The following is a 17,404-nucleotide window of genomic DNA, read 5'->3' as shown; positions in this document are numbered from 1 at the left end:
CCTGCCGAAATCCCCATCCGTGCAGGTTAAGCGGCATGTTGGTACTCGTGGAGGACTCCGCCGAGACGGTCTGTCCGGCGTACCTTCAGGTGTGGGATGTGTGCGCGATGGAGTGGTTCGGGGACAGCGCGCAGGGGTGCTGCCTGATGCAACGCTTGGTGGGGCCGGTGGAGGTTGTAGTGCAGTTCAAACTCTCGGAGCACGTGGCGCAGATGCCGTTCATTCCAGATGAGCGTGCGGTCCAGGAGTTCGTGACGGCAGGTCTGGACCCAGCGCTCCATGAGGGCGTTCATGCGTGGTATCCGGACGCCGGTGAGGACGACCCGGATGCCGACGTCGCTCAATCTCGTCGAAGAGGGCGGGGTACTTCGCGTCCCGGTCTCGGATCAGGTAGGCGATGGTGGCTTGTGTGTCCGTGAGGTCCATGGCCAGGTTGCGGGCGGCCTGTGTGACCCAGGCTGCTGTGGGGTGGGCGGTGGTGCCGAGGATCCGGATGCGGCGGGTGGTGTGTTCGATGACGGCGAGGATGTACTGGCGCCGTCCGGTCAGGGTGACGGTCTCGATGAAGTCGCAGGCCAGGAGGGCGTCGGCCTGGGAACGCAGGAAGCCGGCCCAGGTGGTGGCGGCCCGGTCGGGCGCCGGGTCGATGCCCTCGAAGGTGAGGATTTCCCAGACAGTGGAGGCGGCGATCTGGATGCCGAGGGTGGAGAGTTCGCCGTGCACCCTGCGGTAACCCCACGAGGGGTTTCCACGGACCAGGCGCAGGATCAGCATGCGGATCGAGCGGACCGTGGGCGGCCGGCCCGGTCTCTTTGGTCGGCAGGTACGGGCGTGGCGCCGTTTGATCAGGTCGCGGTGCCAGCGCAGCACGGTGTCTGGCCGGGCCAGTAACCGGAGTCGACGCAGGGCCTGGCGTGGCAGGGGGATCAGTAGACCGGCGAGGAACGCCCGGTCCGCGGGAGTGAACTTGATGCGGTCCGTGCCAAGTTGTCGCTCCAGGACGGTGATCTGGTGGTGTAAGGTGAGTATCTCCGCGTCCTTGTCGCGATCGCTCAGCGGCAGCAGTCGCAGTACGGCGAACGTGTTGGTGACGGTCAGGTAGGCGAGACGAAGCAGCACAAGTGCTCATCCTGCCGCACCACCGACTAGGCTCTTGAGCTGCATGGACGATATTTTCGGCAGGCGCAGTCGCGTCAACGAGCTAGGGATGCGTCCGTCGCGTTCTGCTGCGATGCCCGTACCGGCCACGGATCTCCGCGATCCGCGCCTCGGCAGTCGTCACATTCCCGTCCGGCGTGGTCGTCATGTCGCAGAACACCAGCGCGTCGACGAGCAACGGCTCGTCCAGCAGCGGAAACTGATCCTCCAGTTCGCCACGGACACCACGCTGTTCGGCCTCCAGCAGCGCGAAGGAGTGGTTCGTGACAAGCCGCACCACGCGGTCGTCAATGTCACCACGGCCGCGAAGGTAGAGCGGGCACCGTCGAGCCGATGGTGATGAGGATCTTTGAAAACGGCCACTTGTGCTCTTCGTTCCCCACTTCGTTGCCGCGAGCGACTGTGCCCGGGGCCGCCCGCTCTTCGAGTGCTCGGGCCGTGCCGACCCGGCTCCTGGCGCTGCACTACCGGGTCTCCGGGACCCTTCAGCTGAATGCTTTGCCGATGACCGCGGCGCTCCTTCGGGCCGCAGCCATCAGCAGCGCGGCGTGACGTCACACGGCCGGCACCGACTCGGCCGGGACCGTCCACCGCTCGCTCACCCAGGCGTCCAGGCTCGTCAGTCCGGGGTGGCGCTCGCGCAGCGCGGGCAGGTCGGCGCGGAAGCCCACCGTGTTGAACCAGTCGAACATAGCCCCCATCTCCTCGCTGTGGGCCCGTACCTGCTCGACCGGCTGGGCGTCGAAGCGCACCGGACGGCCTGCGGCGCGACCGAAGATCTCGGCCATCTGAGGGCCGGTCACCTCGTCCCCGGCGATCTCGATGGTGCGCCCCAGGTAGTCGGCGGGCGCGTCGAAAGCAGCCGCGGCGATGACCCCGATGTCCCCGGGAGCGATCATCTGCAGCCGGGTCTCCGGCCCCAGTGCCAGTGTGAGCACCAGCTCCCCGTCGGCCCACTGTGGGCCGAGCCCTTCGAAGTTGGTGATGAAGAACGACGGTCGCAGCACCGTGGCCGGCAGCCCGAGCGCCTCGATGTGCCGCTCGACCTCGCCCTTGCTCGCGAAGTGCTGCACCTCACCGGGCCGATCGGCGCCGTCCACGGAGCTGTAGACGAAGTGCTCGACGCCCGCCCGCGCCGCCGCGTCAGCGACTGCCTTGCCCTGGCGCGCCTCGCCGGCGAAGCCGTCGGGCCCGGCGAAGGTCTGCACGCTGAAGACGCCGTACGCCCCCGCCAGCGCCGTATCCAGCGAGGCCGCGTCGTCGAGATCGCCGCGCACCAGCACGGCCCCGGCCTCCTGCAGCGCCAGCGCCTCCGCCTTGCCGGGATCACGCACCAGCGCACGCACGGTCCAGCCGCGGGACAGCAGGGCGCGGGCGGTGGCCCCGCCCTGCTTGCCGGTCGCACCGGTGACCACCACGACACGGTTGTCAGCCATCACAGACTCCTCGATAAGCGCAGGCCCCGGGCGACCGCGAAGCAATCGCCCCGATGACCAGAAGCCTGCGTCCTCAACCACGGTTCAGGTCCACCCGGTGTGACCCAGTTCACCCACCAGGTGTGGTCGACCCCATCACCCGGCACCTCCCTGCTCACCCTGGACAGCTCGCCCCGCCCCTGGACCTGGCCGGCCATCGGGCGGCCCCTCCTCGGTGACATCCCGCCGCAGGCCGGAGCCGGGTGCGTGGGGAATCTCGGTGATCAGGTCTGGCCACCCCCTTAGCGCGGGGTGGGGATTTTCAGGGAGCCTCATCAATGGCAGCCGGTCACGGAAAAAGACGGGGCATACCCCGCGTCATGTAGCCCCGCGGCCAGTCTGAGCGGCTCGTGGTCCTTGCCGATCACGGGCCCGAGTATCTCGGCCCGCATCACGACGCCTTGAGAATAGCCCCAGCAACGCGGGAGCGATTGATGGAGAAGGCTATGCGCGAGCTCGTAGCCTTCCAGGTGGTTCAGCGTGCACACGAACGTACCGAACGTTGCCTCACAGCGATGCGGCCTACAGGCGTCGCATTCTATCCACTCTCATTGAACCGCCGGTGGAGGAAGCACCCGCACCATGCCGCAGCCCGCCTCCGCCCCTGTCGTCGTCAGTAGCGTCGAAGGTTCCTTCCCCTGGGCGGAGAGCTTCTTCTACCGCAAGCTCCTGGCAGCCCTCGGCTACTTCAGCCCGGGGGCCTGGCAGGGCATCGATCGCTTCTCAGTCACCGGTTACCGGCGGTGGCATCCCAGGTGAAGGTTGCAGGTTCGGTCCCCTCGCCGCGGTAGGTGAGTGTGGCCGGCCGATCACCCTTTGGCAGCATGTGGATGGAGCACACTGCGACCGTGTGGTCTGGGGCCACCATCTCGTTCGGGACTGCCTTGGGGCACTGGGTGACACCGTCGCCGCCGAGGTCGAGCAGGGTCAGTTTCGGTGCCGTCTGTTCGCCGGCGGTGGTGAGCATCACGCCGTCTCGCAGCCCCGGGTACAGCCTGTGTTGGCCGGTGTTGCGGTACTCGACCGTGACGTACTAGGGGATTTGCTTCTTCTGGTCCGCGTCCAGCTTGAACCGGCTCAGGTCGGCGACGGTTCCGGCGCGGACGCTCTTGGGGGTGGCGCGCACAGTGACCGGGCGGTCGTCGCTGTCCGTCCATACGGAGTCGACGGGCTTGTGCGCGGGCAGTACTCCGTCGGATTCATCCTTCTTTCTGCCGTCGCCGACCCGCCACAGGATCGTGCCGCTCTCGTCACCCGAGTACGCGACCGTGGTGGGCGACGCCTGCTTCGGCAGCATGAAGACCTGGCAGACCTCTGCGGTGTCGCCCAGCGCCAGCGTGGCCGGGTCGGGCTGGTCGCACTGGGACGGCAGGCCAGAGCCGGTGGCCAGCGTGTCGCTTCGCATGACGGTGAGCCGCTCAGCTGCCTGGCCGTCGGAGCCCGCCACCGAGATGTCGCTGACCGGATCGGAACTGGTGATCGCCGTCTTGCCGGCGTTGGTGTAGGCAACCGTGAGGTAGTGCGGCACCATTCCCGCCAAGTCCTCCCCGAGTTGGACCTGGGATAGGTCGGCTCGTGCGCCGCGCTCCAGGCTCTTGGCTGTGAGCTTGAGACGGAAGGTGCCCTGCTTCGAACCGGTCCCTGTCCAAGTCGTCTGATGTGAGGCGGACTTCAGAGGCAACCGATGCGCAGCTGCCGGGCTAGCTGTGGTTTCGCCGGATGTGTCCTTGCCATTGTCGTCGGTGGAGGTGTTGCCCCCACATCCGGTGATGAGCAGGGCGAGCGCACCAGTTGCGCTCGCGGCGGCGGTCTATCGGCTGCGGGTGTGCGCGGGCATTATGCCTCCAGGGGCAGGACTTGAGGTGGTGGGTGCGGACATCTCTGGGTGCGAGGTGCTTATGCGCTCTTGAGGTGGGTGGTGAGTTGGTCGAGGGTGGTCCAGGCCTGGGCGTCGGTGCCGTCGCCCAAGGGGTAGTGGAGTGCGGGGTTGCTGGTGGTGCCGAGTTGTGTGGGGCGGAGCTTGAGGGGTGGGCGGCGGGCGTGGGTGAGGCCGATGTCGCGTACCTCGGAGGGGCCCAGGGTGAAGGCTGTGGGGATGGGCGGGGCCTCGAACTGCGGGGGGATGGTCAGATCTCGGCGGGCACGGCGAACGGAAGTGAGCATGGTGGTCAGTCCGTGCTCGGCGATGAGGGTTTCCGCGAGTGGCTCGATGGTGCCCAGGGGCGGGGTTTCGCCCTCGCCGTAGCCGAGGGCGAGGGTGGCGTCCTGGACGATGCCGGTTTTGGTGCGGGTGATGCGGAGGGTGGCGATGGCCGGGTGGTCGGGGTCGCCTACGGCAAGGACGTGGGTGGGTTCAGGGGCACGGTCTCGGGCAAGTTCGGTCAACTGGCGGGTGGACCAGGGGAGGTTGATGGGTTCAGCGGGGCCCCAGCCGGTGGGGGGTGTGCCGGTGAGGTGGTGCCAGGCGGTCTGGAGGGGGTGGCCGAGGACGAGGTCGGCGTCCGCTTCGTGGTGGGTGCGGAGGGACACGATGAGCTGGCGTTCGGCGTTCGCTCCGGGCTGGGTGAAGGGTGTGGCCACGGTGGCCTTGCCCTCGGTGGTGAGGGCGGGCGCGAAGGTGCCGTTCTGCCAGCGCAGGATGGCGCCGGAGAGGCCGTCGTAGTAGCCGCAGTCGGGGTGCTGGATGACCCAGCGGTTGGGGGCTCCGGTCAAGGCTGTGCGCAGGGGAAGGCTGAGGCGGGCGTGGTGCGGGGTGACGATGTGCAGGGCGCGTCCGGCTGCCGTGGTCGCGCGAAGGACGTCCGAGAGCCAGGCGGTCAGCGGGATTACGGGGCGGTCGGCGATGACGACGGCGGTGGAGTCGGTCAGTACGTCGACTGCGGGCAGCGCGCCGTCGGGGGTCGGGTGTGCGGTGACGGCCCCGTCGGCGTCGTCGGGGGTGTGGATGACCTGGGTGGTGGCTGCTGACGGGGGCCAGGTGGTGCCGCCCAGGAGCGTGGCAAGGCGGCCGCAGAGTGACCCTGCGAGGGGTTCGGCTTCGGGGACAGCCGTGGAGGCGCGCGCCTCGGTCCACCAGAACGGGGCCTCGGGGACAGGGACGTCGCTGCCGAGGAGCCGCTGGGCCTCGCCGGGAAGGTGGACCAGTAGTGGGGCTTCGACGGAGACGAGGGGGCGGCCAGCGGGGGTGCGGAGCTGGATGACCGCGCCGTCGTGGGCCGTGCCGACGTCGAGGTCGGGGCCGCCGGCGTACAGGGCTGCCAGGAGAGCCCAGGTGTCGGGCATCTGGGGGGTGAGGGCGATGACGTCCTTGGTCACGTGTGTCGTGTCTCTTCCGGTGCTGCGGCATCTTCGGCCAGGGCGGTCTGGATGAGCTGGTGGCGTCGGCCTCGGCGGACGAGGGTGCCGCGGCCCGGCGGTTGGGCTGTGGCGTACAGGCTGGGGAAGAGCTGGCCTTCGGTGCGGTCGCCGGTCATGAGGAGGGCGGTGGTGCCGGTTTCGCGCAGGGTGGTGAGGAAGGGGTCGTACAGGGCGCGGGAGGCTCCGGCGACGCGGCGGGTGACGATGAAGTGCAGGCCGATGTCTGGGGCGGAGGAGATGTAGGGCAGGAAGGGGGCCAGGGGTTGTTGGCCTGCGGTGGTGAGGATGTCGTAGTCGTCGACGAGGATGACGATGCGCGGGCCGCTGAAGGCCGGGGCGTCGGTGAGCGCGTCCGGGTCGGCGGTCTCCGGCAGGCGCTTTTCCAGTTCGCCCGCGATGCCGGTGGCCAGGGCGGTGGCGAGTTTGGCGTTGTGGGCGTAGCCGCCGCGGTAGGGCTCGGGGACGGTGCCGCGCAGGCCGCGGCGGGGGTCGAAGACGCCGAAGACCAGTTCGTCGTCGCTGTGGCGGTCGATGAGCTGGCCGGTGATGAGCTTGAGCAGGTTGGTCTTGCCGCATTCGTTGTCGCCGAGGATCAGCAGGTGCTGGTCCTGCCCGGCCAGGTCCAGGAGCGCGGGGGCGAGGGCGTCCTGGTCGACGCCGAGCGGGATGCGCGAGGGTTCGGCGGTGAGCGAGGGCAGCTTGGCGGCGGGCAGGGCGGTGGGCAATACCCGTACGGGGGCCGCGAGGTCGCCGTGCCAAGTGGCGCGGATCTTGCTGGCGGCGTCCTCCAGGGCGGCACCGAGGCTGCCGGTGGTGGGCTGGCCGTCGATGCGGGGCAGGGCGGCGTGAGCGAAGAGTTTGGCGTCGGTCAGTACGCGGCCGGGGGTGTCGGCGCTCAGCGTCTCGGACAGCTTGCGGTCGACGCTGGAGTCGGAGGGGTCGTTGAGGCGCAGTTCGATGCGCGTGCCGAACATGGACTGGGTGGCGATGCGTACGTCGTTCCAGCGCAGCATGCCCGCCACGATGTGGATGCCGTAGCCGCTGCCCCGCTTGAGGAGGTCGGCAATGGTGTCGTCGAGTTCGGCGAACTCGTCGCGCAGCGCACCGAACCCGTCGATCAGCAGCACGATGTCGGTGGAGCCCAGTTCGGTCAGGCGGCCCTGGGAGCGGAGGTGGCGGAGCTGGTCGACGGAGTCGATGCCGTGCTCGCGGAAGAGCTCCTCGCGGACGGCGAGTTGGGCGCGTACCTCGGCGACGGTACGTGCCGCGCGCTCGTGGTCGGCGCGGCCCGCGATCCCGCCGACGTTCGGCAGACCGGAGAGCGTGGAGAGCCCGCCGCCGACCAGGTCCAGGCCGTACACGGCGACCTGTTGTGGAGTGTGGGTCAGGGCGAGGGAGAGGGCGAGGGTGCGCAGCAGCGTGGTTTTGCCGGACTGCGGGCCGCCGATGACGGCGGCGTGTCCGCCCGCGACGGTCAGGTCCAAGTACCAGGGCTCCTGCCACTGCTGGGCCGGGTCGTCGAGCACTCCGAGAGGGACGCACATCGCGCGCTTGCGGTGGGTGAGCTGCAGGCCGCGTTCGGAGGCCTGGAGAGGGCCTGCGGCCCGGTCGAGGGTGAGTGCGTCGGGAAGGGGCGGCAGCCAGATGCGGCGCACGGGCGGCGCGGCGGTGCATAGCTGGTCGACCATCACCGACATGACGGTCGGGCCGGTCTCGCGCTCGCGCATGGCTGGTTCATCGGACGTCGCAGTCGCCGGTCCCTCCGTGACGTTGAAGGTGGGGTAGGTGAAGGCGAGCGGCTCGTCCGAGTCTGTCTGCTCACGCAGGGCCGGGCCGCGGTGGGCGCCGGAGACGTAGCCCGCCTTGAAGCGTTCGTACGTCGAGGTGTCTACCTTGAGATAGCCGAAACCCGGCAGCGGCGGCAGCTGAAAGGCGTCCACCGTGTCCAGGACAGTGCGCGACTCGTCGGCGGAGAAGGTGCGCAGGCCCAGCCGGTAGGAGAGGTAGGTCTCCAGGCCCTTGAGCTTGCCCGATTCGATGCGCTGGCTGGACAGCAGCAGATGCACGCCGATCGAGCGGCCGATGCGGCCAATCGACAGGAACAGGTTGATGAAGTCCGGCTTGGCGGTGAGGAGTTCACCGAATTCGTCGATGACGACGAACAGATGTGGCAGCGCCTCCAGGTCGGGCCGGGTCTCGCGCAGGGCGGCGTAGTGCCCGATGTCGGCGATGTTCCCGGCGTCCTTGAGGACCTGCTGGCGGCGCTTGACCTCACCGGCCAGGCTGGTGTGGACGCGCTCGACGAGGCCCGCCTGGTTCTCCAGGTTGGTGATGACACCGGCTACGTGCGGGAGCTGAGTGAAGGGGGCGAAGGTAGCGCCGCCCTTGTAGTCGACCAGGACGAGCGCCAGATCCTCCGGTGAGTGTGAGGTGACCAGGGCCAGGACCAAGGTGCGAAGAAGTTCGCTCTTACCCGAACCGGTCGCACCGACGCACAACCCGTGCGGGCCCATACCGAGTTCGGAGGATTCCTTCAGGTCCAATAGAACGGGCTCGTGCCGGTCGTTGATTCCGATGGGCACGCGCAGGAAGTCGCGCTCGCTACGCGGCGCCCACAGCCGGTCGAGGTCGAGTGCGGCGGGGTCGTCGATGCCCAGCAGGCCGGGGAAGTCCACCGGCCCGGACACCGGCGTGCCCGCAGCGGCGGATTCGGCCGACAGCCGCAGCGGGGCGAGCATGCGGGAAAGCCCCTCCGCGCCTGCGATGCTCAGTTCATCCGCCGCCCCGTTCGCGGCCTGGAGATGCGGAACGCGCAGGTCTTCGACGGCGATCTGGTCGCCGTCGACGGTGATCCGCACGCTCACCTCGTCCGGCTCATGCACCTGTTGCTCCAGCAGGTGCAGCACGGTCACACCCATCTCGGCCAGACCGACTGCCGCGTCAGGGCGCGGAAACTCGACGGCATTGTTCCCGTACTCATCGCTGATCACCACGAGCCGGTCGGTGAGCTTCAGCGCGTCTTTGCCGGACAGCCCGCGCCGTACCTCCGCCGCGTACGACGCCCGCCGCCGCAGGTCCCGGCCGAGCAGCCGGGCCAGCTGGGGCAGATCCGGCGCGATGCGCCTGGCGGCCACCGGGGCGGCACCCGTCTCCTCGCCAGTCTGGTCATCAAGGACGTGTGGCAGCCACTTCGCCCACTCCCACCACGCCAGTTGCTCAGCCGGCACACCGAGGGCGATCGCCACATCGTCCGGCGCATGTGTGACGGCGGCCTGGACCAGCAGAGTACGGGCGACACGCAGCACCCCCGCACGCTCCCCGACGATGCTGACGTTCCCGACCCGGTCCAGCGGCACCGTCAGCGGACAGTCCGCCGTCACGGCGAAACGCGCCTGTAGGGCGCGGGCCTCGTTGAGCATGAACGGGTCCGGTGGCGTCAGCACGCCCCCGGCATTGTCCTGCCCGATCGCCAGCTCCTGCACAGGTACGTCACCGGTGCCCACGCGTACGCGCAGGAAGTCCGCATCGCCGCGTCGCCGCTCCCACAGCCTCGCCGGATCACGCACCTGGTCGTACAAGGCCAAGGGCGCCGGAGACAGCAGCCGGGCCATCTCCCGGCGTTCCCGCTCGATAGCGCCCAACTCCTCGCGCTGCTGCTCCACATACTCCAGGTAGCGCTCGCGTTGCGTACGCCGGGTGCGCTGAGCCTTGCCGCGCTGGGACAGGAACAGGGCGACCGCGCCGAGGAGCGCGAAGACGAGGACGATCGCGCCGATGGCGGCGAACTGGCTGTTGCGGATGACCGTCATCATGACGACCGAGCCCATGACCCCGGCCATCGGAAGCAGCGCGGTCGCCGCACTGCCCATCTTGCCCTCCGGCAGATTGGGCGGCGGTTCGATGGTGCGCGGCTCTGTCGAGGTGAGGGGGCGGGTGGAGCGGGCGGGGCGGTGGACGAGGTGCTGGGTCATCGCACTCTTACGGCTTTCTGTATCGCCTCGGCGGCCAGCCGGATGGCGGCATCGCGGGAACTCTGGCCGAGCATGGCGGTGTGGATGGGGCCTCCCTGGGCCAGATGACGGTCATAGGGCAGGGCCACCACGGCCACCCCGGTCTCCCGCAGATGCGCCGTGGCCGCCTTCAGATCGAGCGTCGTATCGGGGGAGTTCGCCGTCAGCGCCACCACCGTGGTCTCCAGCGCCGAGTGGGGCAGCTGCGCCAGCCAGTCCAGCACGACGCGGGTGCCATTCACGCCCTCCGCCGTCATCGGGGCGACCACCACGCGCGCGTGGGCCGTATCCATGGCGGTGCGGGCCACTTCACCCGGCAGCGACTCGCAGTCCACCACCGTCACCGCGAAATACCGGCGCAGCGCCAATGTCACCGTTCGGTAGGTGCCTACGTCCAGCGGGGCACCGACCCGCCCCTGACCGGCGGGCAACAGCCACCCGCCATCGGCCACCGGCACCAGGTAGCCGGTGATATCGGTGAGCTGCATGGACGGAGAGAGGATCTCGGCCAGGTCGGCGCACGCCCATCGCACCGACTCCGCGCCCATCCGCACGGGCAGGGTACCCAGAGCGGTATCGGCCTCCAGCGCGAGCACTGGATCGTGCCGGTAGTGATGGAACGTACGTCCAAGGAGCGCGGAGACGGTGGACTTGCCCACTCCACCGCGGATGGAGGTCACCGCGATGACCCGCCCGGTGGTGACCGGCTGCTGGATCTCACGCGCCAGCCGCGTCAGCTCGGCGACCTCCTGCCCGGCAGAAGCCGCGAGCCTGCGCAGTGTCCGTCCGGTCCGCCGCGCCGCCGAATCCCCGTGCTGCGGGGGGCCCAGAGCACGCGCGAGACGCGGATCGACGGTCGGCACGGACTCCGGCGCCGGCATGGGGACACGCGGATCCCGGGCACTGCGGGGCACGGGCGGCGTGGCCTGCGCCGCAGGTGCGGGCCGTTCCTGAGGCTGTGCTGGTACTGGTGCCTGAGGAGTCGACCGGGGGTCTCCCCGGGATTCCGAAGCGGCAAGACTCAGCGCGGCAGTGGACTCCGCGGTTGCGGTGCCCAACTCTCGTAGTACATCTCGCTGCCAATCCGGCTGAGCCATGGCCCGCATCCCTACGCGAAGGTGGCGAGTAGACGCCCGTACACACCGAACACCCCGATGGTCAGGGGCAGCAAAGCAATTACCCCCACCGACTCCACAAAATCCCCTGCCCGCCGCAGCCGCACCCGCACATGCTCGGCGGGTTTCACCGTCAGGACCACGAGGGGCATGACCGCGAACAGCATGAGCAGGGCCAGCGACCCCACCGCGCCGGACTGTTCCACCCACACCCGCACAAGCCGCACGGTGACGACCGCCGAGGCCGCCAGCAACGCGACTACCTCAGCCGTCAGCGGAAAGGCCCGCGCCCGCAATGCCAGCACCACCGCGACGGCCCCCGCGAGCAGCACCGTCCACACGGACACGACGCGCAACACCAACACCCCGGCCACCGCAGCGGAAACACCCGACACGACCGTGGCGATGGCCAGCCCGCGATGCGTGGCCGCCAGAGCGGAAGACACCTGATACCGGCTCACCGACACCCCACCGGACCGCCGGTCATCCAGCCCCGACAGCCCCGAGGCCATCAATGCAAGCCGTGGCAGCACGCCCAGCACCACCACCGACACGATCGTCAACAACGCCGCGGCATGAGCTGTCTCTGCCTGCGGCCCGCCACTCGGCTGCAGCGCGAGAGCAACCTCCCAACACCCGACGCACCCAGCCAACGCCGCAGCGCCCACAAGACCGCCCCGCCCCAAGGGCGAAAACCACCCCGACAGCATCAACGCCACCACCAAGGCGGCGGCGACACCCGCCAACCGCTGGGCACCGGACCAGTCGTACGCATCGCCCAGCGACCAGGCGCCGAACACGCCCAGAACGCCCGCTGTAACGATCAACGTGGCGGCCAGGCTCTTCTGCGAGACACGCCCGAGCACGGCCCCGCCAAGGGCGGCAAGCACAGCTACGGCCAGCAGCACCGCGCCGACACGCGCAGCGGCGAACTCACCCCGCGCCAACACCCCGGCCGTGAGGGCCCACCCGACTGTGGCTGCTCCGGCCACCACCCGCCGAGCCGCAGGTCGCCACCGCCACGCCCGCACATCCAAGTCATCGGCGGCCTCGTCGGTGACGTCATGCACCACCGGCGCCGACGGCGCGTCCTCCACCCGGACCAGCCGCAACACCGCACCGTCCGGCACCCCCGCCGACTCCAGCGTGCCGTCTTGCGCCAGCACCGAACCGTCCGCCGTCACCAGATGCCGCAGCATCGGCTGCCCACCCACACGATCATCCAACAGCCGCATGAGGTCCGGCAGAAGCCGCCCGATCGGCTCCTGCGACGGCAGAACGAGGTCCACCCGCCGCCGCTCACCAAGGAGTGTGACCCGGCTCAACGCCGTACGACTCGGACCGCTCGTGCGGCTCAAGGGCCCCGCAGATATCACGCGTTCGAACCAATCATCGAGAAGAAGGAGAGACGGAAGGTGAGGAAGCCGGCGTCGACGGCGAAGTGGACGGCACAGAAGACCCGTACGGGCTCTTGCCGATAATTCGGTGCGAAATAAACGACCACCCCACACACCCGGCACACAGCACCGCCGCGATCACGACCCCGGCGAACACTTTCCCCAACCGCTCATCCACCGACCGCCGCTGCCGGTGCCCACCGAACAACAAGGCATCCCGCAGCCGCCGACGCCGCACCGACACCGACTCCAGCAACTGGCTGTCGTAATCCTGGGCTGCCACGCCACTTACTCCTCGCTATATCCCGCACAAGCATTTGGCAGATCTAGGCCATGGCCGGTTCGATACCTGGTGGCCGGCTGATACTCAACGCCAGCCGCCGGGAAGTAGCTCGGATTGGCTGGATCCCACAGGGGGCGATGCCAAGCGACTCACAGTTCCGGAGTCCGCGATCAGAACGTCGGGGATATGTGCCTCAAGGAAGCGGAGATAGCCGATGGTCCCGATAGTGGTCGTCCGGGCAGCCAGCCACGTCAAGAGGGTGTGCAGCTCGCCGAATTGGTCGGGGTGCATCTCTTGGCGAACTGTCAAGACCCAGCCGCGCGGCGCACGCTGGAGTTCCCCGACCAGGGCACCGCCGATGCGTGATGCCGGACCGGTGGAGCACAGTAGTGGACACTCCTCCACCTCTTGCCGGCTCTCGGTTTGGGATACCTCTTGGCTCCCGTCCAAGTGCCAACGAAGCAAGGCCAAGTCGGCGTCGGACACCGAGTCCGGGAGGTTAAGCGCGAGCTGTAGTTCATAGAGGTCACTCATACGAGGAGGCCATGTGCTACTCGTCTTCTCGGGATATTCCTACCCACCCGGGAGTGGGTGCGTTCATTCGGCGACACGCAGTCGCCCAGCCGAGTGCAGAGCAGGCCTACGACTGGACAATCAATCTTTCCGGAGCTTCACCTTCACGAATCCATGTGACGGCAACTTTCCTCGCTACGGCCTGATAGAGAATGTTATTGACGCCATCTTCAGGCCAAGAGCGCTCGGAAGTCTTATCGAGGATCATGAAGCGCTCACTGTTCTCACTGGATGAGAATGAATAGCGAACCTGCTGCTCATTCTCACTCACCTTCTGGACTTCAGCGTAGATTGCCATCGGCTACTCCCAGGGGGCATCGTAGTCTTCGCGACTGGGAGGTGTGATGTCACTCGCCTCCCAATTAGCGACCTCATTGGCTGCGGCATGTGCTTCGGAATATGGCGACCCTGGGTTCTCGACGTAGTGCCGATGCTCCGCGAGCTCATGCTCCAACAGCAGTAGGTCCGAGCTAGTGTATCGGCCAGCCCTGAGTCGTATCCACGCCTCGGCTATGTTTGGGTCAGGGTCGTATCGAGCATGAACGATTCCGCCATCGTACGATGTAAGCGGATGCATTTCGTCGAAGATGTGCTGCTTTATGGCACTGATTTCTTCCCGTGAAAATCCACTAGTGCCGTCCAAGCGCTTGGTGTCACGCAACGATTCTGACATCGCGTCAACATCATCCACTGACCGGAAGGAATCATAGGCGTCAGTTGCCCAAGTCTCTGTCCGATCATAAGCGCGTACGCTGCCATCGTCGCGGGGCCGGAACGACCCTCCCGCCTGGTGCAGCTGATTGTCGCCCACGCCATGCGGCGAGACTCCGCTCTCTGCGTGCGATTCACCCGGCCCCTGACCGTCTGCCTGGTGCCCAGGCTGGTCGTGTCCGCTGGACGCTACTTCGTTGGAGCTGTCCCCTGCCGCGTGACCAGAATCGGCGCCATGGCTAGTGGTACCGCTGTCGCCGGATCTAATCCCTCCTTGGTCTGGTGAGGCGGAGTGGGACGCCCCGGCGGGTGCTTGGTGACTCCCGGAACGGCCCTGCTCAAGGTCACGGGAGCTGCCACCAGACAGGTCGTCGCCGGCCCGGCCGACGGTCCCGGCCTTGCCGTCTCCCGCACGGGCGCCGACCATCGCCCGTTCGCGCGTGGCGGGCGTCTCGGCCTGAGCCCCGACGCGTTCAGAGATCGCACCCTGAATCTTGACCTGGTCGACGTGCTGGACAAGCACCTTGTGGTGTTCGTCCAGGAGTGCGCCATCGCGGGTGAGGTAGCGGGTCTCGCCCTTTTCCGTCACGTACTTGAGGGTGTTGTCCGGGAGGACCTCGACGCGGTCGGGGATCTTGACGACCGTGCCGTCGGGCTGGAGTCTGCCCTGTCCGGACAGGACGTCGTTGTACGCCCCGGTGTTGAGGTTCTTGAGGCTGCCGAAGAGGTCTCCGACTTTGACGACGCCGAGCTTGCCGGCCTTGCCGAGGTAGGTGATGGGGTCGACCAGGCGTCCAGCCTTACCCGCGATCGAGATGGCCTTCGCGGCGGCGCCGCTCTTGGCAGCGGCTCCCGCGCCGCCGGTGGCCACCGTGGTGATGACGTTGAAGGAGACCGCCCCGGCGGCACGCGCGGGGTTCTTGCCCCACTGGTCGTAGGCGATCAGCGCCTTGCCCGTCTCGGTGACCGCCGTGCGCGAATCGCGCAGCCAGGAGGGCAGTTTGTCCTTGGGCGCCATCCAATAGGCGGCTCCGGCAGGGCTGAGGGTGATGGCCAGGCCCGTGGCCAGCTTGGCCAGGCCTGTCCAGGCCTGGCCTGCGGCCGCCCAGCCGTCCGTGCCGACCAGGGTGCCCAGGCCTTTGATGGTGCCGACGACACCGTCAATGATGAAGCCGTCCCACACGAAGCTCTTGATGTTGTGGCCGACGGCCGCCCACCCGGTGTACTCCCGGTCGACCGGCGCACCCCAGGGCGTCGACTCGGCGTGGTTGAGGTCCTCGGCCTTATAACCGTAGGTACCGCAGTTGCTCGCGCCGTCGCTGGCCTTGAGCTGGATGCCGCCGACCAGTGCGGTGATCTTGTTGTGGCAGGCGCGTTCGGCCGCCCAGAACGCGTCCATGGTGGTGTTCACGTCATGCCACAGGTCGTTGTTGTGCTGGACCTTGTCCTTGTCCTCGCGCCAGTCCTGGTCGCCCGCGACGTCGTTGCAGTAGAAACTGCTGGCCTCGGTCTGCAGGCTCTTGAGCCGGGCGGCCAGTGGCCGCACCTCATCCCCGTAGGTGGTGAGGGCTTGCGACACCTTCTCCAGGTCATCGGCGAACGCGTCCGTCTTGGTGGCCACCGGAGCGGTGGTGGCGAACAGTTCCTCCGCCTCCGGGGCTTGGTAGAACGCGGACAGTCCCTGGAAGTTGGAGTGCACCAACGCGCCGTTCACGCGGAACAGGAGCGCCTCCGCGGTCAAGGTCGTCGTATCCAGCTCCAGTTGCTCCAGGTTGCCGGTGAACTGGGGGATGCCCGCGGAGTCGATGAGCTTGACCTCGCTCACTTCCCACCGCCCTGTCCCGTGCCTGCGCCGGGCATATCAATCTTGGGTTCCTTCAGGGCGGCGGCCTGAGCGTCGGCAGCCATGTCCAGGTCGCCCTTGACGTACGCCGTGGTCGCCTCGCCCGCGCCGTTCAACGAGCTACCGGCGCGCTTGGCGATATAGGTCAGGTCCTTCTGCCACTGGGTGAAGAACACGCCCAGCGCGGCTGCCACCGGCCCCTGCGTGCCGTCGCCTTCGCGCCCGCCCTCGACAGCGGTCCCCGCCGACTTCGCTGCGCTCGGCAGCGTCTTCTGCATCTGCCCGCCGACACTGGCGAGCCCTTCGGCGGCCGTGCCCGCCTTTTCCAGAACGCCGCTCACTCCGGCAGGATCAATGTCCCAAGCCGTCACAACAAGCCCCCTTCATCCCCGATCCCCGTCACCCGCACCGCTGTTCACGGCCAGGCGCCTCGCCCCCCCTCCACCGGCGGGCCGTCAGCCGATGTTGTCGACCGCGGCCCGCGCCCTGGACAGCGTCGACTGGGCGGTGCCGTCGTTCTGCTCCAGCGTGGAGCGCACGAGGCGGATGATTTCCCGCACCTCGCCTGCCGCCTTGTTCCAGCGGACTTCCTTGCCGTGGTAGTCATCTGAGACGCCATCAGCCTGGTAGTCGGCCATCGCGGCCTTCACCGCACGGTCACGGTCGCCGAGCACCCGCTCCAGCTGACCGATGATGATTTGCAGCCCGCCCTGCACGTCGGACGAGGCGCCGGTGTCGTAGGAGCGGCGGTCCTGGTTTCCAGCCATGGCGAAGTTCCCCCTGCGTGCGAAGTGTGTGGGTTGCGGCCGGATCAGGCGGAGAAGCGGGCGGCGTCGAAGTTGGCCGCGCCCATGTTCTGGTGGGCGTTGTCGGACTGCTCCTGGTCACCGGAGCCGAACGCGGTGTCCATGCCCGCCTGGCCGCCCAGGATCGAGGACAGTGCCCCGTTCAGATCCGAAGTGATCTCGTCCGCACGCAACTTGAACGAGTCGAAGGTCGCCTTGCCCGCCCCGTTGAACTTGCCCTCCAGCGGCTCGGCCGCCTGGACCAGCAGGCTGATCAGCGTGCCGAGATCGTCGCTGGACCCCACGGTGCTCTTCCCCAGCACCGCGAGTGTCGTGTCTCCCATGTCGAACTTCATGAGTCCACCCCCGTAACTCGCCAAATGTGGTGCGCGCTCCAACCGGTCACAGGATGCGCATGCGTCACTCACGCCACGTAGCGTATCGAACATCCTCTCCCCTGGGACATTGCAGGCGCAACACGGTTGAGGGGCACGTGGCGTGATTCAGCCGACGGCCGAGGGGATGGAGGGCGGGGCAATGGCCAGAAGCCCAGCTGACCTGGACCCGGGCGGGTCGTGGCGCGGAGTGGTGATGAAGCGGTAGGCGTCCCCGGCCCCTGACGTGGCTAGAACCGTGCTCTGTGACCCGACAGTGGGCGCAGTCGGAACGCCCGGTGGCAAACGAACGCGCACCCTGT

At 68.2% G+C, this 17,404-nt stretch carries 15 protein-coding genes and 1 pseudogene; 2 read left to right on the top strand and 14 right to left on the bottom strand.

Annotated features, from left to right (window positions below; all coding sequences use genetic code 11):
• Positions 1-26: 26 nt before the first annotated feature.
• From ACGFSB_RS21645 to ACGFSB_RS21635, 3 genes and pseudogenes are all read right to left on the bottom strand, one after another.
• Positions 27-1,119 (bottom strand): annotated as a pseudogene (locus tag ACGFSB_RS21645) (integrase core domain-containing protein).
• A gap of 82 nt (positions 1,120-1,201) precedes the next feature.
• A complete protein-coding gene (locus ACGFSB_RS21640) occupies positions 1,202-1,438 on the bottom strand; it encodes a hypothetical protein (RefSeq protein ID WP_393401606.1) in 237 nt (78 codons plus the stop codon).
• Between the two features lie 274 nt (positions 1,439-1,712).
• Positions 1,713-2,594 (bottom strand): NmrA/HSCARG family protein, encoded by an 882-nt coding sequence (locus ACGFSB_RS21635; RefSeq protein ID WP_393401603.1) that lies wholly within the window; start codon positions 2,592-2,594, stop codon positions 1,713-1,715.
• A gap of 99 nt (positions 2,595-2,693) precedes the next feature.
• On the opposite strand from ACGFSB_RS21635, the gene ACGFSB_RS21630 reads away from it, so the two are divergent.
• Positions 2,694-2,879 carry a hypothetical protein gene (locus ACGFSB_RS21630; protein WP_393401600.1) on the top strand — a complete coding sequence of 62 codons (186 nt, stop codon included), beginning with the start codon at positions 2,694-2,696 and terminating at the stop codon, positions 2,877-2,879.
• 336 nt (positions 2,880-3,215) lie between these two features.
• Positions 3,216-3,392, top strand: a complete 177-nt coding sequence (locus ACGFSB_RS21625) for a hypothetical protein (RefSeq protein WP_393401598.1) — start codon at positions 3,216-3,218, stop codon at positions 3,390-3,392.
• Between the two features lie 274 nt (positions 3,393-3,666).
• Here the strand turns inward: ACGFSB_RS21625 and ACGFSB_RS21620 are convergent, their stop codons facing one another.
• From ACGFSB_RS21620 to ACGFSB_RS21570, 11 genes are all read right to left on the bottom strand, one after another.
• The gene (locus tag ACGFSB_RS21620; RefSeq protein WP_393401595.1) at positions 3,667-4,164 is read right to left on the bottom strand and encodes a hypothetical protein; all 498 of its coding nucleotides are present in this window, start codon (positions 4,162-4,164) and stop codon (positions 3,667-3,669) included.
• 365 nt (positions 4,165-4,529) lie between these two features.
• Positions 4,530-5,948, bottom strand: a complete 1,419-nt coding sequence (locus ACGFSB_RS21615; protein ID WP_393401593.1) for a DUF6177 family protein — start codon at positions 5,946-5,948, stop codon at positions 4,530-4,532.
• Positions 5,945-9,961, bottom strand: coding sequence for a type VII secretion protein EccCa (gene eccCa / locus ACGFSB_RS21610; RefSeq protein ID WP_393401590.1), 4,017 nt, complete (start codon positions 9,959-9,961; stop codon positions 5,945-5,947). The genes ACGFSB_RS21615 and eccCa overlap by 4 nt, the downstream gene beginning before the upstream one ends.
• Positions 9,958-10,881: a type VII secretion protein gene (locus tag ACGFSB_RS21605; protein WP_393401588.1), complete on the bottom strand. Its 924-nt coding sequence runs from the start codon at positions 10,879-10,881 to the stop codon at positions 9,958-9,960. The genes eccCa and ACGFSB_RS21605 overlap by 4 nt, the downstream gene beginning before the upstream one ends.
• A gap of 227 nt (positions 10,882-11,108) precedes the next feature.
• A complete protein-coding gene (eccD, locus tag ACGFSB_RS21600) occupies positions 11,109-12,473 on the bottom strand; it encodes a type VII secretion integral membrane protein EccD (protein WP_393401586.1) in 1,365 nt (454 codons plus the stop codon).
• 31 nt (positions 12,474-12,504) lie between these two features.
• Positions 12,505-12,795 (bottom strand): hypothetical protein, encoded by a 291-nt coding sequence (locus tag ACGFSB_RS21595; protein ID WP_393401584.1) that lies wholly within the window; start codon positions 12,793-12,795, stop codon positions 12,505-12,507.
• A gap of 640 nt (positions 12,796-13,435) precedes the next feature.
• The gene (locus tag ACGFSB_RS21590) at positions 13,436-13,666 is read right to left on the bottom strand and encodes a hypothetical protein (protein ID WP_393401582.1); all 231 of its coding nucleotides are present in this window, start codon (positions 13,664-13,666) and stop codon (positions 13,436-13,438) included.
• A gap of 3 nt (positions 13,667-13,669) precedes the next feature.
• A complete protein-coding gene (locus tag ACGFSB_RS21585) occupies positions 13,670-15,904 on the bottom strand; it encodes a hypothetical protein (protein WP_393401580.1) in 2,235 nt (744 codons plus the stop codon).
• Complete coding sequence (locus ACGFSB_RS21580; RefSeq protein ID WP_393401578.1) at positions 15,901-16,293, bottom strand: DUF6507 family protein; 393 nt, start codon at positions 16,291-16,293, stop codon at positions 15,901-15,903. The genes ACGFSB_RS21585 and ACGFSB_RS21580 overlap by 4 nt, the downstream gene beginning before the upstream one ends.
• Before the next feature lie 84 nt (positions 16,294-16,377).
• A complete protein-coding gene (locus ACGFSB_RS21575) occupies positions 16,378-16,689 on the bottom strand; it encodes a pore-forming ESAT-6 family protein (RefSeq protein WP_393401575.1) in 312 nt (103 codons plus the stop codon).
• A gap of 44 nt (positions 16,690-16,733) precedes the next feature.
• On the bottom strand, positions 16,734-17,063 hold the full coding sequence (locus tag ACGFSB_RS21570) for a hypothetical protein (RefSeq protein WP_393401572.1): 330 nt from the start codon (positions 17,061-17,063) through the stop codon (positions 16,734-16,736).
• Positions 17,064-17,404 lie beyond the last annotated feature (341 nt).

The sequence above is a fragment of the Streptomyces sp. NPDC048441 genome (genome assembly GCF_043200235.1).
Classification (GTDB): Bacteria; Actinomycetota; Actinomycetes; order Streptomycetales; family Streptomycetaceae; genus Streptomyces.
Note: the sequence above shows the minus strand (reverse complement) of the source record. Positions and strands in the feature narration are given on the sequence as shown.